Source organism: Larkinella humicola (assembly GCF_008727875.1).
Classification (GTDB): domain Bacteria; phylum Bacteroidota; class Bacteroidia; order Cytophagales; family Spirosomataceae; genus Larkinella; species Larkinella humicola.
In genome coordinates, this window is the sequence record NZ_VTWS01000003.1 from 845,216 (window position 1) to 865,043 (window position 19,828).

General features: G+C 51.6%; 15 protein-coding genes. 7 read left to right on the forward strand and 8 right to left on the reverse strand.

Annotated elements, in window-relative coordinates:
• Positions 1–53: 53 nt before the first annotated feature.
• Positions 54–275 (reverse strand): DUF2795 domain-containing protein, encoded by a 222-nt coding sequence (locus F0P93_RS15615; protein ID WP_009284883.1) that lies wholly within the window; start codon positions 273–275, stop codon positions 54–56.
• A 197-nt stretch (positions 276–472) separates the two neighbouring features.
• On the opposite strand from F0P93_RS15615, the gene F0P93_RS15620 reads away from it, so the two are divergent.
• Positions 473–1,198 (forward strand): copper homeostasis protein CutC, encoded by a 726-nt coding sequence (locus tag F0P93_RS15620; RefSeq protein ID WP_150877427.1) that lies wholly within the window; start codon positions 473–475, stop codon positions 1,196–1,198.
• A 101-nt stretch (positions 1,199–1,299) separates the two neighbouring features.
• Here F0P93_RS15620 and F0P93_RS15625 read toward each other — a convergent pair whose 3' ends face one another.
• The 4 genes from F0P93_RS15625 to purU form a co-directional block, all read right to left on the reverse strand.
• The gene (locus F0P93_RS15625; protein ID WP_150877429.1) at positions 1,300–2,964 is read right to left on the reverse strand and encodes a sodium/sugar symporter; all 1,665 of its coding nucleotides are present in this window, start codon (positions 2,962–2,964) and stop codon (positions 1,300–1,302) included.
• A gap of 135 nt (positions 2,965–3,099) precedes the next feature.
• Complete coding sequence (locus tag F0P93_RS15630; RefSeq protein WP_150877431.1) at positions 3,100–4,173, reverse strand: DUF4421 domain-containing protein; 1,074 nt, start codon at positions 4,171–4,173, stop codon at positions 3,100–3,102.
• The gene (locus F0P93_RS15635) at positions 4,170–7,004 is read right to left on the reverse strand and encodes an AsmA family protein (RefSeq protein WP_150877433.1); all 2,835 of its coding nucleotides are present in this window, start codon (positions 7,002–7,004) and stop codon (positions 4,170–4,172) included. Before F0P93_RS15635 ends, F0P93_RS15630 begins: the two co-directional genes overlap by 4 nt.
• 86 nt (positions 7,005–7,090) lie before the next feature.
• Positions 7,091–7,930, reverse strand: a complete 840-nt coding sequence (gene purU, locus F0P93_RS15640; protein WP_150877435.1) for a formyltetrahydrofolate deformylase — start codon at positions 7,928–7,930, stop codon at positions 7,091–7,093.
• 108 nt (positions 7,931–8,038) lie between these two features.
• Between purU and F0P93_RS15645 the strand changes: the two genes are divergently transcribed.
• On the forward strand, positions 8,039–9,853 hold the full coding sequence (locus tag F0P93_RS15645) for a glycosyltransferase (protein WP_150877589.1): 1,815 nt from the start codon (positions 8,039–8,041) through the stop codon (positions 9,851–9,853).
• A 121-nt stretch (positions 9,854–9,974) separates the two neighbouring features.
• On the opposite strand, the gene F0P93_RS15650 is transcribed toward F0P93_RS15645, so the two are convergent.
• Positions 9,975–11,345 (reverse strand): DUF349 domain-containing protein, encoded by a 1,371-nt coding sequence (locus F0P93_RS15650; protein WP_150877437.1) that lies wholly within the window; start codon positions 11,343–11,345, stop codon positions 9,975–9,977.
• Between the two features lie 71 nt (positions 11,346–11,416).
• Here F0P93_RS15650 and ettA point away from each other — a divergent pair, with 71 nt between their 5' ends.
• Both ettA and F0P93_RS15660 read left to right on the forward strand, forming a co-directional pair.
• Positions 11,417–13,084 (forward strand): energy-dependent translational throttle protein EttA, encoded by a 1,668-nt coding sequence (gene ettA / locus F0P93_RS15655; protein ID WP_150877439.1) that lies wholly within the window; start codon positions 11,417–11,419, stop codon positions 13,082–13,084.
• A 59-nt stretch (positions 13,085–13,143) separates the two neighbouring features.
• On the forward strand, positions 13,144–13,962 hold the full coding sequence (locus F0P93_RS15660) for an aminotransferase class IV (RefSeq protein ID WP_374756773.1): 819 nt from the start codon (positions 13,144–13,146) through the stop codon (positions 13,960–13,962).
• 62 nt (positions 13,963–14,024) lie between these two features.
• On the opposite strand, the gene F0P93_RS15665 is transcribed toward F0P93_RS15660, so the two are convergent.
• Positions 14,025–14,579, reverse strand: a complete 555-nt coding sequence (locus F0P93_RS15665; RefSeq protein ID WP_150877441.1) for a KdsC family phosphatase — start codon at positions 14,577–14,579, stop codon at positions 14,025–14,027.
• A gap of 208 nt (positions 14,580–14,787) precedes the next feature.
• Here F0P93_RS15665 and F0P93_RS15670 point away from each other — a divergent pair, with 208 nt between their 5' ends.
• The gene (locus tag F0P93_RS15670; RefSeq protein WP_150877443.1) at positions 14,788–15,999 is read left to right on the forward strand and encodes an AGE family epimerase/isomerase; all 1,212 of its coding nucleotides are present in this window, start codon (positions 14,788–14,790) and stop codon (positions 15,997–15,999) included.
• A gap of 7 nt (positions 16,000–16,006) precedes the next feature.
• Here F0P93_RS15670 and F0P93_RS15675 read toward each other — a convergent pair whose 3' ends face one another.
• The gene (locus F0P93_RS15675) at positions 16,007–16,801 is read right to left on the reverse strand and encodes a Rossmann-like and DUF2520 domain-containing protein (protein WP_150877445.1); all 795 of its coding nucleotides are present in this window, start codon (positions 16,799–16,801) and stop codon (positions 16,007–16,009) included.
• Between the two features lie 318 nt (positions 16,802–17,119).
• Here F0P93_RS15675 and F0P93_RS15680 point away from each other — a divergent pair, with 318 nt between their 5' ends.
• Both F0P93_RS15680 and F0P93_RS15685 read left to right on the forward strand, forming a co-directional pair.
• Positions 17,120–19,042, forward strand: a complete 1,923-nt coding sequence (locus F0P93_RS15680; protein WP_150877447.1) for a tetratricopeptide repeat-containing sensor histidine kinase — start codon at positions 17,120–17,122, stop codon at positions 19,040–19,042.
• Between the two features lie 71 nt (positions 19,043–19,113).
• On the forward strand, positions 19,114–19,767 hold the full coding sequence (locus F0P93_RS15685) for a response regulator transcription factor (RefSeq protein WP_150877449.1): 654 nt from the start codon (positions 19,114–19,116) through the stop codon (positions 19,765–19,767).
• The last annotated feature ends 61 nt before the right edge of the window (positions 19,768–19,828 follow it).

Below are 19,828 nucleotides of genomic sequence, written 5' to 3' on the forward strand. Positions count from 1 at the left end.
AGTCACAACATTGACGCTGTACCTTTATGGGCCAAATTCATGGAAACAACCGGCTAATACTCGTCTTCGTTGAAGAAGAAATCGTCCTTGGTTGGGTAATCAGGCCATATTTCCTCGATACTCTCGTAGGGCTGACCGTCGTCCTCCAACTCCTGCAGGTTTTCAACTACTTCTAAGGGAGCGCCAGAGCGGATCGAGTAATCAATCAACTCATCTTTGGTAGCCGGCCAGGGGGCATCTTCCAGATAGGATGCCAATTCGAGTGTCCAATACATACGCGTTGCTGCTAAAATATGACGACTGATTGTCGTAAAATTGTGCAAAAGTAAAAAAATATGAATATCCTATACATGTCCCCGAAAATTCTTTCAGAAACGTTCGGAATGCTATTCAGGCCATTTAACGGATTCACGGCTAAAAATGTTTGTATTCTTTCGTCAAACTTCTTCTTTTTCTAACCGTCTCTTAATCAATGAACATTGAAATTTGCGCGTTTTCTCTGGAGTCCTGCCTGATTGCGCAGGCCAACGGTGCCACCCGGATCGAGTTGTGTGGGGGAGCCGGGGAGGGCGGCACCACGCCGAGCTACGGCCTGATCGAATTGGCCCGCCAGCAGGTAACGATTGCCCTTTACGTCATGATACGTCCCCGTGGGGGCGATTTCTTATACAACGACACCGAACTGGCGGTGATGCGCCGGGATATTGAAGCCGCGAAGCAAGCCGGTGCCGATGGCGTGGTGCTGGGCCTGTTGAAGGCCGACGGTACGGTCGATGAAGAAAAAACCGCCGAACTCATTCAGGTAGCCCACCCCTTAGCGGTGACGTTTCACCGGGCGTTCGACCTGACGCGCGATCCGGAAGAAGCCCTGGAAGCCGTCATCCGAACGGGTGCCAAACGGATTCTGACTTCGGGGCAGCAAGCCAGCGCAGAAGCCGGTATTCCGCTTCTCCGGCAGTTGGTTCAACAGGCAGACGATCGGATTGAAATTATGGCCGGAGCGGGCGTGACAGCCACCAATGCCGCGCAACTGGCTGCCACAGGCGTCCACGCGCTCCACCTGACTGGAAAAAAGGTGATGGATAGCGGCATGGAATACCGTAACCCCAACGTGCCGATGGCTTCGGTAGCCATGAGCGAATACGAATGGCTCAGTACGAGCCGTGAAGTCGTCCGGGCGGTGGTTGACGCGGTTTGAGTTATTACACAGAGTTTATCAGAGGGAATCAGAGATTATCAGAGAAATACTCTGTTTAACTCTGATAATCTCTGATTCCCTCTGTGTAATAATTTCTCTTTTTACCAGAAATACCCGTATAAAAGTACGATAAGCACCAGAACAATGGCGGCTCCGATGGCGAAGCTGGAAGAGGTTTTGAACATGCTGCTGTCAATCTCCAGCCCTTTGTCACTGGGCTTTTGCAAACCAAGCACGATCATCACAGCGACACAGATCAGGAAGACAAAGCCCATCGTGTCGAGAAACGGAATGGTGTAGATGCCATCCGGGTTCGGAACAGCAAAACCGGTTGGGGCCAGAAATTGCAGATCTACCAGACCGGGCAGCATGTATTTGAAAAACAGCGACAACAGGAACCCGCCAACAATGGCGAACAAGGCCCCGGACGAGTTGGTTTTTTTCCAGAAGAAACCCATGATAAAGGCGGCAAAAACGCCCGGCGACACCAGCCCCGTCATTTCCTGAATAAATTGAAAACCGCCTTTTTTATCGATTCCCATAAACGGCGAAATGAAAATGGCCATCAGCATCGACACCCAGATGGCGATTCGACCCACCCGAACCAGTTTCTTCTCACTGGCATCCGGTGCAATGTATTTCTTGAAAATATCGAGCGTAAAAATGGTCGAAATCGAGTTGGCTTTCCCGGCCAGCGATGCCACGACCGCAGCCGTCAGCGCGGCAAATGAAAGACCTTTCAGACCGGCGGGCAGCAAATTGAGCAAAACCGGATAGGCATGATCTTTATTTACCTCCCCCGTAACATCGAGCATTTCCTGTTGAAACAAGCCCTGTTGATACAGTGTGTAGGCGGCAATCCCCGGCAAAACCACGATAATCGGCATCAGGAGTTTCAGAAATGCCGCAAACAGAATACCTTCCCGGGCGGTTTTCAAATCGGCTCCCAGCGCCCGTTGCGTGATGTACTGGTTACAGCCCCAGTAGTTCAGGTTCACAATCCACATCCCGCCGATCAGTACCGTCAGACCGGGCAGCGACGCGTAATGCGGGTGACCCTTCGGAAAGATCATGTGAAAATGGTCTTCGGATTTCGCCAGCATGTGATTAAAGCCGTTGAGAATGCCCGTGGTACCGTTTTCCGACGAGACCAGATTGACCGCCAGATAGGTGGTGGCCAGCCCGCCCAGAATGAGAAAAAACACCTGAATTACGTCCGTATAACCAATCACTTTCATGCCGCCCAGCGTGATGATGACCGCAAAAACGGCCAGAGCGAACATACAGAATGTAAAATTGAGTCCTGAAATGGTGGAAACCGCCAATGCGCCCAAAAACAGAATCGACGTCAGGTTGACCAGGATGTAAAGAAACAGCCAGAAAATGGCCATGATCATCGCGACGGTGTTGTTATACCGTTTGGTCAGGAATTGCGGCATCGTAAAAATCCGGTTCTTGAGGTAAATCGGCATAAAAAAAACGGCGACCACGATCAGCGTAGCGGCCGCCATCCATTCGTAGGTGGCAATGGCCAACCCCATCGCAAAACCGTCACCGGAAGCACCGATGAACTGCTCCGCCGAAATGTTGGAAGCAATCAGTGACGACCCGATGGCCCACCAGGTAAGTGACCCTTCGGCCAGGAAAAAATCGGTGGAGGAGGTTTCTTTGGTCTTTTTTCGTTGGTAAATCCAGTAGCCGTACGACGCTACAATGATGAAATAAATGAAGAAAACAACGTAATCGAGAGTCTGTAATTTTTGCATGACGGCAACTGTAAGCAGGGAAGAAATAAGCTTAGGATTATTACGACTCGAAAGATAATAATTTACAGAACATATTCTTGCCAATCTTCGACTTCGGCGCGGATTATTGTTGCGAAGCGTTTTTTTGCCAAATCATCAGATTTTGATGGTCTCCGGCACGATTTTTCGCAACCGGGGATTGGTTTTAAAGCGATGGGCAACGGTGAGCCGGTAGTTGCCGGTATGGATGGTGTAATTGTAAATGGGCGTTATGACCGACACCGAGCCGTTGACCCAGCCGAGCGTTACACACCACAAATTGCTGTTGTAGCCCGCAACGATCCTGAAAAGGAGATCCGGACGCAGTGTGCTGTAGGTCAGTTTGCCCGCTCCGAAGGTCTCCTTACTAAAGGTGGCGTTCAAATTGGTCGTCAGCGAACCCGTGGCAAACCAGTGTTGCCGATAGACGTACGTGTAGGCATAGCCCCCACCGGGGCCAAATTTGAGAAACCGCATCCGACGCACGTCGGACTCCGGGAAAACCGGTCGCAGAACGGTAGGATACAGCGCACTGTCACCCCGCATAATGCCATAATACAACTGGAAACCGGCCAGAAATGTGCCTGCCGACTTTTTCTGCCACTCATTTTGCACCAAAGCCGCCCGAAACGAAAACCGCCGAAAATTAAAAACCCGCCGAATCGATGCGCCCACCAAATAAATGCCCAGATCGGGGCGCAGGTAATACTGATCGGGACCAGGCGACGCGTTGCCCCGGGGGGCGAGGTAGTACCCTTCGTAAAATTGCCCGAATCCGTCGACGACCCATTTTCGCATGTACAGATGCGTTTGCAGGTCAATGTCGCGGGTTTTTCCTTTCCCGTTGTTGTTTAGAAACGAAAGACCGTAAGCCAGGTTTAGCGTCAGAGCGTTGAAGGTGGCACCAATGCCCAGGTCCAGCGACGAATTGGGCTTGAAACGCAGCGTAGGACTCGGAATAACCGGGGTTGACAGAACAAACGAGGTGTATTTTTGGGAAAGATACAGCCGCCCCGTCAGTTTTCCGGGGAACGTCTTTACGTACGTCGAGTCCAGCCCACGACCCAGGAGGCTTTGGGCCCGTGCTGGCGAAACCGTTTCGAACACCAGCCAGACAACCGGAAAAAAGTAAGAAACCGCCCGGATTATGGCGCTGGCACGCTCACGATTACCCTTCAAACGTCGCTTCATCGGGCAAAGGTAGTGTCAATTTTGTGGCGGCTCAATTCTTCCTGCCATTCCGAACGGAGGGTTTGCTTCTGGGCTTCAAAATCTCTTCGGCCAAACATTTTCATGCGGTATTTTCCGAGATCGCGCTGCAACAGCAAATGGTTTTTCAGGCCCCGGGAGGTTCGGGTTGAATCCGGTTCCTGGATTTGCCGAATGCGTCGTTTGTTATTGCCAAAGATTAAATCTGTCAGACTAATTTCCACCAGAAAAGCGGCTTTCTTGTTGAGCGTGTAATCGCCGTTCAAATGCAGATACGACAGGTTGCTGGACAGATTCAGATCCGGCATCAGAATCCGGTTGTCGTGCAGCAAAAACTGGGCTTCCACGTCTTCAAAATAGATGTGGCTCGTCTTGGCTTTCGGCAAAAATCGCAGGGCTTGCTGAATGGGCTGGACTTCGATGAGTTCCATTTGCCGGATCGACGCCCTGGTATAGGCGGTTATTTTCTTGATATCCGGCAAAAAATCGTTGTTTAATTCCGTCCGGAGCGTCATGGCGCAATCCACATTGCCCCGGATGTTCTCGCTCTTCAGCACATCGATTCTCATTTCCTCAGCGGCCCGGAAAAGCTGGTGCAAATCCATCTTCTGGAGCGTTACATTGAGCGTTACCGGAAACCCTTCGGGACGCCCCAGTTTCATCAGACCGTGAGAACCCAGCCGCCCGCCAAAAACATTCATCGTAAGCCGTTCCAGTTGCGCGGTTTCGTCTTTGATGACGGTTTTCAGACCAAAGTCATCACCTTTCAGCGTTTGGTAATCCAGCTTGCGGGCTTTCACCTCCACATCGAACTGGTAATCGTTCAACGCGGATTTTTTTTGCTGCGAAGCAGGGCGCTTATACGTTGCCTGCATGCTGTTTAAACCTGCCAGCAGCCCCACCAGCCGTTGCAGATCCAGCCGTTCGTAGGACAGACTTAAAGCCGCATACGGCTCCTGAATGCCGTCCGGAGTCAATTGAAAGTGACCCAGCCCCGCGATCGATCCGCCCAGGGTAGTCCGGCAACGAAGCTGCGGAACGCGCACCTGTTCTCCCTTCTTGTTAACCACAAACGACATATCGCTCAAATCTTCCCGGGACGGCAATCGGATGCGGTCAATCCGAATGACGGCCGAGTACTCGGCGCCGAACAAAAGCCCGGCCAGCAAGCTATCCGTTGAAGTCGGTATTTTGGGGGGAGCCGCCCGCCGGGTTGGCGGAGGCAGCGGTTTCGAGAAATCCAGTTCCTGCCAGTGCGCGGCCAGTTTGGTCCGAACCGGGTAGGTAGTCCGGTTGCCGCCCAGGGCATACCGGAGCAAATTGGTCACTTCGCCGTTGATTTTAAAAACCCGGCCATCCAGTTTTCCCACCACTTCCCGAAGCCGGAGCATGTTATTTTCCGGAATAAAATGAATATCCGCATTGAGTGCCGTACACCGACCCGACGGTTTTGGAAAATGAAGACACCCGTCTTTCACGCGAAGGGTTCCTTTCCAGAAGGGTTCATTGGGAGAGGGTTTGATTACATTCGAATACAGCAGCGGGCTGCGAACGGTCAGATCGATGGCGGCTGTCCCGGAGTAGAGCGAGTCGCCGGGCCAGTTCATCAGTTGTGCCAGTTGTTGCAGCGACAAGTTTCCCTGAATGGTGGCATCGGCAACCGGCGATACCAGATTGGCCAGCGTGCCGCGTACCACCAGCGTATCGTCGCCCGACTGAACCCGAAACTGCTGAAGCGTCAGTTTAGTGGTTTCACGGGCGTTTTTAGCCCCATTGTTCCAGTTTCCCCGCACCTGCACGGTTTGAAAAACCACCGGTGTTTTGGGCCAGTGGTAATTTTGGGCCTGAAGCTGAAAGCTGATGTCGTTGTGGGGCCGCACCGTCGTGCTGCTTTGTCCGCTCATTCGAAACCGGAAAGCGACTTTCCCTTTCATGGCGGCATCACCGGCATACCGTTTGAGCGAGTCGGGCAACAAAGCTGCCAGAAACTCGTGAGCCGGTTGCAGGCCGTTCAGGCCGATGTTCAAATCCATGCCCTGGTTTTCGGGGAGTTTTCGGTGGCTGCCCGTCAGATGAATGGGCGAACCGTTGACCAGAAGCTGGCTTTGGCTGAACGTCCCGGTTTTGGTCGTCGGATTGTATTCATACCGGACATTGGCCGTGAAAGCCTGCGCCCGAAACAGCATCAGGTTCCGGTTTTTAATGAAGTCGATGGCGCCCTCGACGGTTCCCTGCAATTGCAGCGTCGGCTGGTTGAGGTGTCCACTCAGATCGGCATTCCGGATGGTCATCGAAAATGCATTCTTTTTGTACTCATTTTCAACGACCACCGCAGCGTCTTCGATCCGGATTTCGGGAATGGCAATCGAATGCGTGTGGCTGGTGTCCGGCCGGGTTTCGGCTTTCCAGACCAGCCCGGTTTTTTGTCCGGTCGAATCAACGCGCTGGTGATACCGAACGCCTTTGAGCAAGATCTTCTTCACCGTCCGGCTTTCCCGGAAAATATCGGTGAGCCGGATCACCAGATTGGCCTGATCGACGCCCACAATTTCCATCGGTTTTGGCCCCTGGTTATCGTGAATCGACACATCGTTGAGTTGAATGGCCAGATTCGGAAAGTGGCTGAGCAATGAAAAATTTACGCCGAAATCGGCCAGACGCTGTTCGGAATGGCTGGCAAATTCATTGCGAACGGCCAGAATGACTTTTTCTTTGTAGACGGTTGTCAGCAAAAGCGGAATCAGCAAGCCCACCACCAGCAGAACGCCAGCCAGAGCGGCTCCTATTTTTATCCAGTGAGAAAACCTCGCCATGCTTTTACAGACAGATCGTTGAGCAATCGAAACCGGCGAAATAGCCGGTTATACCTAAACACCCATCGACGGCACACTGTTCGACCCTACAGAATGATCGTCCGATTCTGGTGAATGAAGACGCGGTCGTTGAAAACCAGTTTTAGCGCCTGCGACAACACGATTTTTTCCACGTCTTTTCCTTCCGTAGACATGTCGGCCGCCGTGTGCCGGTGGTCGACCTCCTTGATATTTTGGGCAATAATCGGTCCTTCATCCAAATCATTGTTCACGAAGTGGGCGGTGGCTCCAATGATTTTGACCCCCCGTTCATACGCCTGCCGGTATGGGTTAGCTCCCATGAAGGCCGGCAAAAACGAGTGGTGAATGTTGACAATCCGGTTCGGAAATTTTTTTACAAACGTCGGCGTCAACACCCGCATGTATTTGGCCAGCACAATGTATTCCGGTTCATAAATCGACAAGGTTCGGGTAATGGCCTCCTCGTGTTCTTCCCGGGTTTTGTGCTCGTGCGTAACATAATGAAACGGAATACCGAACTTACTGACCAGCGGCTGGAGCGTATTGTAGTTGCTGACCACCGCCAGAATATCGGCATCGAGTTCATCAAAAGCATACCGGATCAGCAATTCGGCCAAACAATGATGCTCTTTTGTAACAAAAACAATAATATTTTTCTTTTTTTTGGGATTAATACGGAGATTGATGCCCGGTGGTAGCGTTTGTTGTAAGTTATCAGACAAAGCAGATGAATCATAATTACCTTCGAACTCGGTACGCATGAAAAACTGCCGGTCGGGGCTTACGTATTCGTCGTTTCGGATGATATTCAGATTGTAATGCGCCAGTACGCCGGTGACGCGGTGAATGAGTCCCGTGCTATCGGGGCCGTCCATTAACAGAATGTGACGTGTTTCGATTGACATGAACGAATTGATAATTTGAAAGTTAGTGTAAAAGTAGTAAAATCACCTCGCGAATCGCCTTTCCCGACTGAATAAGGCAGGCTAGCCACCCTAACAAATTGTATGGCATTGGAATCGATGTTCTCTGCATCTAAGCGAAAATTACTGATTGAAGTGGCCTGGGAAGTTTGCAACCAGGTCGGTGGTATTTATACCGTCATCCGGTCGAAGGTGCCTTCGATGGTCGAGAAATGGGATACTGATTACATCCTGCTGGGCCCGTATTTTCCACAACGGGCCGCCGTTGAATTTGAACCGATTACGCACGACGACGGCACTGAAATCGGTCGCGTTGTGCTGAACATGCGCTCGCGGGGGCTGGACGTTCAATATGGCCACTGGCTCATCACGGGCAAGCCGCGCGTGGTTCTTTTTGGCATTGCAAGTCTGGGACCGGCCATTGAGCAGGTAAAATACCAGCTTTGGGAGCGTCACCAGATTTCGACGCTGGGCGTCGAGGACCTGGTCAATCAGGTGGTTGGTTTTGGTGAACTGGTGCGCATTTTCCTGACCGAACTGGCCGCTGAAAGTGCTAAGCACGTCGATATTGTGGTTCATTTTCACGAGTGGATGGCCAGCAGCGGTTTGCCGGATCTGCGGAAAGACAATGTGAAGGTGGCTACGGTTTTCACCACCCACGCCACCATGCTCGGTCGTTATCTGGCCCAGAATGAATCCGGTTTTTACGGCAAACTGCCGTTTTTCGACTGGCAGCGCGAAGCCAAACACTACAATATCGAGGCTCAGGCAACCATCGAGCGGCTTTCGGCGCAGCTTTCCCACGTTTTCACGACCGTCAGCGACGTTACCGCCCGCGAGTGTGAAGTGTTTCTGGGCCGCGTTCCCGACCTGATTCTGCCCAACGGATTGAATATCGTCCGGTTTACGGCGGTTCATGAATTCCAGAATCTGCACGTCAAGTTCAAGGAACGGATTCATGAGTTTATCATGGGCCACTTCTTCCAGAGTTATTCGTTCGATCTGGAAAAGACCCTGTATTTTTTCACCTCAGGCCGGTTTGAGTTCAGCAACAAAGGGTACGATATAACGCTCGAAGCGCTCGCCCGGCTGAACTGGAAAATGCGCGAGGCCAATATGGACATGACCGTCGTTATGTTCATGATTACCAAGCAACCCTTCAAGTCCATCAACCCCGACGTGTTGCACAGCCGGGCACTGCTGGACGAGATTCAGGAAACTTGTAAAGCCATTGAAAATCAACTCGGTGATAAGTTATTTTTGAATGCCGCTTCCGGCGAAGACATCAATTTGCCCGACTTGAATCAGTTTGTGGATGAATACTGGCGGCTCCGGCTCCGGCGAACCATCCAGAGCTTCAAGACCAAGCAACTGCCGCCTTTTGTGACCCACGATCTGGTTGAAGAAGATGACATGGTGCGGTTTATCCGGCAGGTGCAATTGGTCAACAATGCCCACGACCGCGTAAAAGTCGTGTATCACCCTGACTTCATTTCCTCGACCAATCCGCTGTTTGGGCTTGATTATGGCCAGTTTGTGCGGGGTTGTCACCTGGGCGTTTTTCCGAGCTATTACGAACCCTGGGGGTATACGCCCCTGGAATGCGTGGTCCGGGGCATTCCGACCGTCACCAGCGACCTGTCCGGTTTTGGCGATTTCATCATGCAGATCATGCGGGATTACGAAAACCGGGGCATTTATGTCGTCAACCGGAAAACGCAAACGTTCAACGAAGCAGCCGATCAACTGGCCAACATCCTGTTCCGCTTTGTCCGGCTTTCACAACGCGACCGGATTACGCAGCGCAACCGGGTTGAAAACATTGCCGAAGTCTTCGACTGGACTAACCTCCGCTCGTATTACGACACCGCTCACGATCTGGCGTTAAAGCGCCGGAAACCGTGATAGACAAGAGAGAAAAGACAAGAGAACAAAGACGGTAATACTACTAAAAGACAAGAGAGTAAAGAATTCCAGTGCGGTTTTCTTTACTCTCTTGTCTTTTCTCTAACTTCTCTATTCTACCTCAATATTGACTCAGTTCTTTATTGAACTCCGTCAGTATCTGTTCCTTCATGGCAATCTTCCTTTTTTGCGTGTTCATCTTGCTCATCATCATCTTGTCTACGTCCTCATTACCGGGACGCCCCATCGTGTCCATGCTGCTCATCGACATGGCCAGATCGCTTTTTTCGCGACGAACCAGATACTCCAGTTCCCGAACTTTCGTCCGGAGTTGCTCCGAGCGGCTTTTGAGTTCGAAGGCCGGGTATTTGCGGCTGATGACACGTTCCAGATAATTCAATTCGAAAATCTTGTCACACGAAGACCGGAACCGCTCCGAAACCGCCTTATCGACCAGTTTGAACGGAATCTTGATTTCTTTCCACTGATTCAGCAGTTCTTTCGCCCGATCGGCAGCCGCCGGAATGTTTGATTGTTTCGCCAGTTTTTCGGCTTCGTCAGCCATTTTCATTTGCTGCTCCACACGTGGGTCGATCCGAACTTTCGGTTGGATTCCGCGCGCCAGGTTGTAGCGGTCGAAGATGGTTTTGGTGGCCCGACGGTATTTTTTGAGAATTTTTCCGGATTTTTTGATCGGCACTTCGCCCACCTCTTTCCAGTCGTTGTTCAGATTCCGAACGAGGTGATAGGCTTCCGTCAGCACTTTCATGTACCGTTCTTCGGCGACATTAGCCCGTTCGAGGGCTTCGCCTTCCAGGCCGTCGCGTTTGAAGGGGCGGCTGCGGTCGGCTTCATAGATGCTCCGAACGGCCCGTTCGGCCTGCCAGATCAGGTTATCGTAGCGATCCATGCGCTCCTGAATCACCTTATTCTGTTCATTGAAGAATTCGCGCCGACGCTGAAAAAAGCCATCGAGGGTATCGCTAAAACGCGTCTCGATGGTTTCGTCCAGTTCTTTATCGACCGGCCCGGTTTTTATCCACTTTAGCTTAATCTCCTGTAACTTCTCCGCCGTTTCGCGCCATTCCGTACTGTCGGCGACCTGTTCGGCTTCTGCCAGCAGAGCGTGCTTGATTTCAAGATTTTTGAGCTGGTTCGTCCGAATCAGTTCGACCAGGACCTGTTCCTGTTCGTCGAGCCGGTTCAGCAGCGGAATGAAATTTCCAATTGCGTCGAAACTCAGTAATTTTTTTCGCAGTTGAACGAGTTTCGTCAGGTACGACCCTTTGTTCTGGGCCTCCTCAACTTCCTGCTCTAACTGGTTTACTTTGTTTTCGGCAATTGTAAACCTATTTTTGAAATAATCGAGCGCTTCCTGTTCTGTGCGTTTCACTTCACCGATTTGTCGGTCCGGATAGCTGAGGTAGCTCGATAAGAATACCTTTCCGTCTTTGACGTAACCGTATTCGTCTACCAATTGAGCTTGTTCCATTATTTTACTCTTTAAGACTAAGCTATGGGTTTAATTGTTGATATTTGCCACCTAAAAAAGTAACCAAACCAATGAGTCAGGAAACGATCATTTTTTCCATGGCGGGTGTCAGTAAAATTATTCCGCCAAACCGACAAATCCTAAAGAATATCTACCTTTCCTTTTTTTACGGTGCAAAAATTGGTGTTTTAGGCTTGAACGGCTCCGGGAAATCGACGCTATTGCGCATCATTGCCGGTATTGACAAGAACTTTCAGGGCGACGTTGTGTTTTCGCCGGGCTATTCAGTGGGCATGTTGGAGCAGGAACCGAAGCTCGATCCAACCAAAACCGTGAAGGAAATCGTCGAAGAAGGCGTGCAGGAAACGGTGGATCTGCTGAAAGAATTCGATCAGATCAATGAAGCGTTTGGCGATCCCGATGCTGATTTTGACAAGCTAATTGCCAGACAGGGCGAGGTGCAGGAGAAACTCGACCACCTGAATGCCTGGGAACTGGATAACCGGCTCGAAAAAGCCATGGACGCCCTTCGTTGCCCGCCTTCCGATGCGAAAGTGGCGAATTTATCGGGCGGGGAAAAACGCCGGGTGGCCCTCTGCCGCCTGTTGCTCCAACAACCCGATGTCTTGCTGCTGGATGAACCGACCAACCACCTCGACGCTGAATCGGTGCTGTGGCTCGAAGAACACTTGCGCCAGTATGCCGGAACGGTCATCGCCGTAACGCACGACCGGTATTTTCTGGATAACGTCGCCGGCTGGATTCTGGAGCTGGACCGGGGCGAAGGCATTCCCTGGAAAGGCAATTATTCATCGTGGCTCGATCAGAAGCAAACCCGCTTAGCCAAAGAAGAAAAGCAGGAATCGAAGCGCCAAAAGACCTTGCAGCGCGAACTGGAATGGGTCCGGATGGCTCCCAAAGCCCGTCAGGCCAAGTCGAAAGCGCGGTTGGGTGCCTACGAAAAGCTGCTGAGTGAAGACAACCGCCAGAAGGAAGACAAACTGGAAATCTTTATTCCGGCTGGTCCGCGACTGGGTTCCAAGGTCATTGAAGCGCACGACGTTGCCAAAGCGTTTGGCGACCGGCTGCTGTTCGAACACCTGGATTTTCAGTTGCCACAAGGCGGTATTGTCGGTATTATTGGCCCGAACGGTGCTGGGAAAACGACCCTGTTTAAACTCATCACCGGGAAAGAGAAACCCCAAAACGGCACGTTCGAAGTGGGCGAAACCGTGAAGTGGGCATACGTCGATCAGGAACACGACGGGCTGGAAGGCGACAAGACGGTTTTTCAGACCATCGCGGGCGGCAACGAATGGGTGATTCTGGGCGGCAAGCAAGTGAATGCCCGCGCCTACGTCAGCCGGTTCAACTTCACCGGTTCCGATCAGGAGAAGAAAATTGCCAATCTGTCGGGCGGGGAGCGCAACCGCGTTCACCTGGCCATGATGCTGAAAGAAGGCGCCAATTTGCTGCTGCTCGATGAGCCGACCAACGACCTGGACATCAACACGCTGCGGGCGTTGGAAGAAGGGCTGGAAAACTTCGCCGGTTGCGCCGTCGTCATTTCCCACGACCGCTGGTTCCTCGACCGCGTGGCCACGCACATTCTGGCGTTTGAAGGCGATTCGCAGGTCTACTGGTTTGAAGGCAACTTCTCCGAATACGAAGAAAACCGCAAAAAACGGCTGGGTGGAGATGCTACGCCGAAACGGATTAAGTACAAGAAACTGGTTTAGGATTGGTAACCTGTCAGGTCTTGTAGACCTGACAGGTTGAAATTTTGGTATCACTGCACATGTACGGCTATTTCAACGGCTCCATTCTCCCCGTCGAGCAAATCGCTTTCGGCATCACAGACCTCGGCTTGCTGCGCGGCTTCGGGTTGTTCGATTATTTCCGTACCTACAACGGACGCCCGTTTCAGTGGGACTGGTATTGGGAGCGTTTCGCGAATTCAGCCACCAAAATGCACTTGCCGGTTCCGATTCAGAAGGAGGAAGCCTACCGGGTGGTGATGGAACTGGTCGATAAAAGCAGTCTGCCGGATGTTGCTATACGCTTCGTGATGACGGGCGGTTACAGCTCCGACAGCATCAGCGTGGTCAATCCCAATCTGGTGATAATTACAGAGGAAATCCATCCCACCCCACTCAGCCAGTTTGAAGAGGGCATCAAGGTAATTCTGGACGACTACGTCCGCGAGATGGCCGAAGTGAAAAGTACGGATTACAAGCGCGTCATTCTGCTCGCCCAAGCCATCCGGTCGGCACGGGCGTCGGATGTGTTGTACCACAAAAACGGCGAAATCAGCGAGCTCAGCCGCAGCAACTTCTTCATCTTCAAAGGCGACCGACTCATTACGCCCAACCGGCATATTCTGCACGGCATCACCCGCCGAACGGTCATGAACCTGGCACAGAACGATTTTCAGGTGGAAGAGCGCCCGGTTTTGCTCTCCGATCTTTACGACGCTGACGAAGCCTTTACGACCAGTTCGACCAAAAAAGTATTGCCCATCGTTCAGATTGGCGAGTTGACGATTGCCGACGGAAAACCGGGCAAACGGACATTGTTCTTACTGGAAGAATTTAACGAACTGATCGGGAATTGGTAACACCACAGCAATACCTGACAGGTTTTGAAAACCTGTCAGGTATTGCTGTGGTGTCGTCTTGATCACCGCTCGTTGTGCAGTTTGAACGGTTCCACATCCGTCAGCCACGACAGCCATTTGCCCTGCGCTTTCATCACCTGCTCAATCACATCGCGAACCGCCCCACGACCACCTGGCACGGGCGAGATGTAATCACAAACGGCTTTGATTTCATCGGCGGCATCGGCCGGACAAGTGCTGAACAGATTAGGGCGCGAAAGCACCTGAAAATCCGGAATGTCGTCGCCCATATACAACACTTCGGCTTCGTTGATCTGGTCGCGGTTCAAATACCCCAGGTAGGCATAGATTTTTTGTTCCGTGGGGCTGCCCATGAAGATATCCTTGATTTTCAGGAATTCCAGCCGCTTTCGAACGCCCACCTGATTTCCGGCGGAAAGGACAGCTACCCGGTAGCCGGCATTTACGGCCCGCTCGATGGCATACCCGTCGCGGATATTGAACGTCCGGAATTGTTCCCCCGACTCCAGGGCGTTCACACTGCCGTCCGTCATCACCCCGTCGACATCGAAAATGAAGGTAGTTATTTGTTTAAATCGTTCCTGTAAAGCATCCATACTGATACGGTTAATGAGACTACTGATGGGAACACCGATTAAACGGATCGAACAGATCAAAACGGATTTCAATTCGCGCAAATCCGTCTCATCCGTTGAATCCGCGTTCCCATCAAAACGGACGAAAGTACGCGTTCAATCGGTTTAATTTCCATTTACTCCGATTTTCTTATAGTTTCGGGAATGCCAATGAATGCAGATATTTTGAATGGATTTCAGTAAACTGGCTGCTCAGTACCAGGAAAGCCTTTTCCGAACGATCATCCCTTTTTGGACCAAAAACAGCCGCGATACGCTCTGCGGAGGGTACTTTAATGCACTTACCGATCAGGGAGAAGCTTTCGACACCGACAAAGTCATCAAACTTCAGGCGCAACAAATCTGGGCCTTTGCTTTTTTATACAACCAGGTCGATGCCATTCCGTTGTGGCTTGATCTGGCCCGGCACGGTGCCGATTTTTTGCTGAACCACGGGCAGCAAGAAAACCGCTGGCTGGGCGTAGTCGATCGGCGGGGAAGGGCCGTGACACCAGCCGCGACCATCGAATCGGATTGCTCGGCCGCCATGGCGTTTGCGCAGTTGTACGTGGCGACCAAAGACGCAAAATTTGCGACTATCGCCCGGCAAACCATTTTCTCTGTGGCTACCCATCGTCTGGAGCAACGCGAACAATGGGAGAGTCAGCTGGGCGGTTTCCGGGAGTTTAAACACCTGGGCGAACCGATGCTGCTCCTGAAAGCCTTGCTGGAAACCCGTTCGTTGCTGGACCCGGAGTTCTATAAACAGGCGTATGAAGCGGTTTTGAGCGAAATTCAAAACGAGTTTTTCGACAAACGCATCACGGTTTTACGAGAGCATGTGCTGCCGGGCGGTTCTTTTTACGACAGTGCAACCGGTCGGCGGCTCCACGGCGGCTACGGATTTGAAACCGCGAATTACCTGCTGGATGCCGCCGATCTGACCGGCAACCGGCGACTGGCCCAGCAAGCCATGCAGATGGCACTTCACCTGGCCGATATTTGCTGGGATGAACCGGCCGGCGGTTTTTTTCAGTATGCCGATTTGAAAGAACGACCCAGCGTATCCAGTGAATGGGACCGGAAACTGTGGTGGATTCACTCCGAAGCCCTGGCGGTTTTTTCGAAAGGGTATGTCCGCACGCGGCAAAATGATTGCCTGAAATGGTTTCGGAAGGTTCACGACTATACCTGGTTACACTTCCCGGACAAGCTAAACAAGGAATGGTTCGGCATCCTCGATCGAAAAGGGGAGCCGGTGTCGACGGTGAAAGCGACTCCCGAAAAAGGGTGTTACCACCTCATCAAAGGCTTGTACGAAACCTGGCAGGCTCTGGAACAAAGTGCCGCCATCGCTGACAAACCCCGCCTGGAAACCCGGATTGGTCGCCCATTGCGCTGAATCCGTTTTAACGCCGGGTTTGAATTCCCTCCGACAGCATTCGATACAGGTGTAACAGCTCCGGCTTGTCCGATAAATAAGCCCGGTGGAGACTCAGCGTAGTCACATCACCACGCCGGGCCGGGCCGGTTTGCACCTCGGCCGGATGCCGCGCATCGAGTGCTTTTTGAACGGTTTCCTCAATCAGCGGTTTCAATAAATCAAACTCCAGGTTTTCAGAATCGGTCAGGTCTTTGGCAATGCCGAAGAGGTAATTGGTGAAATTGCAGGCAAACACCGCAGCGATGTGCAGCACTTTCCGCTCGTGCGAATTGACCAGATACACAATCTGGCTCAGTTCCTGCCCCAGTGCAATGAGTAGTTTTTCAGTGCTCTTGTCGCTGGCTTCGATGCAGAGCGGAATGGTTTCAAAAGGCAGGGGATTGATGCCTTTGCTGAACGTTTGAAGCGGGTAAAAAACGCCCGTCCGAACTGGTACGTCGCTGTAAATGTCCATCAGTTGACGCAGACTTTCCAGGGATTTGCTACCGGACGTATGAACCACCAGCGCGTTTTCAGGCAACACCAGTTGGGCGGTTACTTCTTCAATGGCGTCGTCCGGAATGGCCAGAACAAACAGCTCGGACTCGCTTTCGGCAAAGTTCAGATCGGGATTTAATCGTGCATCATACAGCATCGAAATGAGCCGCCGGGCGTTTTTTTCGTCGCGACTATACACCTCACAAATAAAATTACCAGCATTTTCGAATGCCATTGCCAAATGCCAGGCCAGGTTCCCGGCACCAATAAAGGAGAGCTTCATCCAATCCGTTCGATTTTTTTATGTATACCAATTCTCGAAAATAGTAACTATCTCATTATCTGATAACAGTGTTAGATTTACACCCCATCCTGCTTGAATAACACTTCAGCTACGGCTCATGATAAAGAAGAATTCGGACATCAAATTCTAATGAATTTTAGAAATTATACATAATATCATCAACTTAACACCATTAGATGTACATTCAATTATAAAATCAATCCTGTGGAGACTCCTCCGTCGTAGAACCACATGCTAAACTGTTTATTGATTCATTAAAAATAAATGAGTAATTAGCTGGTAATCTACTACAACGCAATGAAGATTGGCTATCTGATTGTTAGTTTCTGGCTGGTTTACCAACTTGCAGGAGCGCAGGTTCCGCAGACCCTCGATTCGGTGATGGTTTACCTGAAAAACCATACGGATCAGGATACCAACCGTGTCATTGCGCTCAATGTTATGGGACGGGAACTTCACTCGACCGGCAACCCTGATTACAAACGCGCCGATTCTGCTCTGCGCGTTTCCGAGAAACTGGCTCTTAACCTTCACTACGGTTTGGGATTAGGCAAAGCCTACACGAATATAGCATCCATCTACTTCCTGACCGACCGGCCGCAGCAGGCTTTGGCGTATTTCCAGAAGGCATTGTCAGTTGCGGAATCCTATCCTCTTTCGCTGCGGTTTACGTGTGGCGCATTCTCCAATGTAGCGGCCGCTTACAACAAGCTGGGACAGTACGACAAAGTGGTAGAAATCCAGCTTCGTTCCCTGCGTCTTCAGGAAGAAAAGAACCTCCAGCCCCGCATTTCAGCGACTTACGAGGGGCTTGGAAATGCCTATCGAAACCTGGGCAAACCCCGCGAAGCATTGCCCTATTACCAGCAGGCACTGGCGATTCGCCAAGCTGGAAAAGAAATTCAGGGGATGGCAATCGTTGAAAATAATCTGGGAGTCACGTATGATCTCCTGGAGCAATACAACCAATCAATCCCGTACTATCGCCGGGCGTTGAAACACGCAGAGGAAGTTAACTTTGAATTATTACAAGCTGATATTCTGGTTAATCTGGGACTGGTTTACCGTCTGACAAACCGCCCGTTAGAGGGCCTTCCTTATGTAAAACGCTCGCTGGCGATTGAGCAGAAACTGCAAAATAAAGGCGGTTTAGGCACAGCTTTTTTTAATCTGGGGCAGATTTATCAGGATCTTAAGCAGCTTGGCCCGGCCGAAGACTACATGAAAAAGGCCCTGGCGCTAGCCAATGAAGTGGGGAATAAACAAAAGATTACCGATTACACGGCAGGTTTGGCGGAGCTCTACAACGACATGAAGGAGTACAAACTCGCTTACGACAAACAGGTGCAATTGGCTGCTCTGAAAGATTCGTCGGTAACGCTGGCCACCAATCGACAGGTGGAAGAATTGATCACGCAGTATAAAACCGAAAAGAAAGAACAGCAAATCAAACTGCTCAACCAGCAGGCCCGAATCCGCGACGATGAGCTGGCGAATAAACGCCTGCAAACGACAGCCTTGCTCATGGGTGCGGTCATGCTCCTGTTGCTGGGGGCGGCCGTAACGGCCTGGCTTCTCAACCGCGCCCGACTCCGGCGTCTGGAGGAAGCGCAGCAACTCCGTAAACAGATTGCCCACGACCTCCATGATGAGGTGGGCAGTACACTCAGCAGCATTTCACTCTTGAGCGGGATGGTCAATGGCATCATTGCCCAAAACCGGCCCGAATCGGTGGAGCGGGCGGTTCAGAAAATCAATACCGATGCCCGCCAGATTCTGGAAGCGATGGACGAAATCATCTGGACCATCAACCCCAGCAACGACACGCTGCACCGCATTGCTCTGCGCTTACAGGAATACGCGCAACCGTTGATGGAGTCGAAGAACATTCAGTTTTCGCTGGTGGCCGACCCGGTCTTGGACAGTTTACCGATTTCGATGGAAGTGCGCCGAAATCTGTATCTCATTGGTAAGGAAGCGATTAACAACCTGGTCAAACATTCGGAAGCAACCATCGCCACCATGCGGTTTGAGCATCAGAAAGACCAGCTCAACGTCGTGATCGAAGACAACGGCCGGGGCTTCGACACCAGTCAGCTTTCGGAACGAACGGGGCAAACCAGTATGCAACAACGGGCGAAGGCTATGGCGGCAACCCTCAACGTCCAGTCGGGAACGGGTTTCGGAACCACGCTGCAGGTATCGGTACCCATCGGATGATTATCCGATTGTGCGGTTTTCACAACGGCTTTACATTTGTTCACCTGCTTTCCGCCACCGTTCCATTCGCTATGATTCGCGTCTCTATTTTTGATGACAATGACTCCCTGCGCGAAACCCTCGCGCTGATCTTCGACGCCACCGACGATTTGATTACGACCGGATTGTATGCCAACGCGCTTGATGTCGTGCAGGCCGTTCAGCGCGACTCGCCCGACGTCATTCTGATGGACATCGACATGCCGGGTCGCACCGGTATCGAGGCCGTTCAACTCATCCGCGAACAACTTACTACGAGTGGAGTAGCCCTGCCTAAAATCCTGATGCTGACGGTTTTTGACGATGTGGAGCGCATCTTTGCGGCTATTTCGGCGGGGGCCGTCGGGTATCTGCTCAAGAAAACACCCGCCGATAAAATCATCGATTCCATCCGCGAAGTGATGAATGGAGGAGCGGCTATGACGCCCTCCATTGCCCTGAAAGTCCTCGAATCGTTCCGGCCGCAGCCCAAATCACCAGCGATTACCTACCCATTAACAGACAAGGAAAATGAAGTGCTTTATCGGCTGGTGGAAGGCGATAGTTACAAGCTCATTGCCTTCCACTGCGGGATCAGCATGGGAACCGTTCGAACACACATTGTCAACATCTACGAGAAACTCCACGTCAATTCCAAATCGGAAGCCGTCGCCAAGGCCTTGAAAACCGGTCTGTTTCGTTCCTGAATTTCAGCATCCGGTTTCCCGACCGTACGTAGTACTACGCGTTATAGGCTAAGGAGCCGCT

Coding starts and splice junctions, on each gene's coding strand:
- purU (WP_150877435.1), bottom strand. CDS start 7,930: ATGTCAATCGAAACACGTCACATTCTGTTAATGGACGGCCCCGATAGC.
- F0P93_RS15675 (WP_150877445.1), bottom strand. CDS start 16,801: ATGAAGCTCTCCTTTATTGGTGCCGGGAACCTGGCCTGGCATTTGGCA.
- F0P93_RS15650 (WP_150877437.1), bottom strand. CDS start 11,345: ATGGAACAAGCTCAATTGGTAGACGAATACGGTTACGTCAAAGACGGA.
- F0P93_RS15615 (WP_009284883.1), bottom strand. CDS start 275: ATGTATTGGACACTCGAATTGGCATCCTATCTGGAAGATGCCCCCTGG.
- F0P93_RS15670 (WP_150877443.1), top strand. CDS start 14,788: ATGGATTTCAGTAAACTGGCTGCTCAGTACCAGGAAAGCCTTTTCCGA.
- ettA (WP_150877439.1), top strand. CDS start 11,417: ATGAGTCAGGAAACGATCATTTTTTCCATGGCGGGTGTCAGTAAAATT.
- F0P93_RS15635 (WP_150877433.1), bottom strand. CDS start 7,004: ATGGCGAGGTTTTCTCACTGGATAAAAATAGGAGCCGCTCTGGCTGGC.
- F0P93_RS15680 (WP_150877447.1), top strand. CDS start 17,120: ATGAAGATTGGCTATCTGATTGTTAGTTTCTGGCTGGTTTACCAACTT.
- F0P93_RS15625 (WP_150877429.1), bottom strand. CDS start 2,964: ATGCAAAAATTACAGACTCTCGATTACGTTGTTTTCTTCATTTATTTC.
- F0P93_RS15660 (WP_374756773.1), top strand. CDS start 13,144: ATGTACGGCTATTTCAACGGCTCCATTCTCCCCGTCGAGCAAATCGCT.
- F0P93_RS15685 (WP_150877449.1), top strand. CDS start 19,114: ATGATTCGCGTCTCTATTTTTGATGACAATGACTCCCTGCGCGAAACC.
- F0P93_RS15630 (WP_150877431.1), bottom strand. CDS start 4,173: ATGAAGCGACGTTTGAAGGGTAATCGTGAGCGTGCCAGCGCCATAATC.
- F0P93_RS15665 (WP_150877441.1), bottom strand. CDS start 14,579: ATGGATGCTTTACAGGAACGATTTAAACAAATAACTACCTTCATTTTC.
- F0P93_RS15620 (WP_150877427.1), top strand. CDS start 473: ATGAACATTGAAATTTGCGCGTTTTCTCTGGAGTCCTGCCTGATTGCG.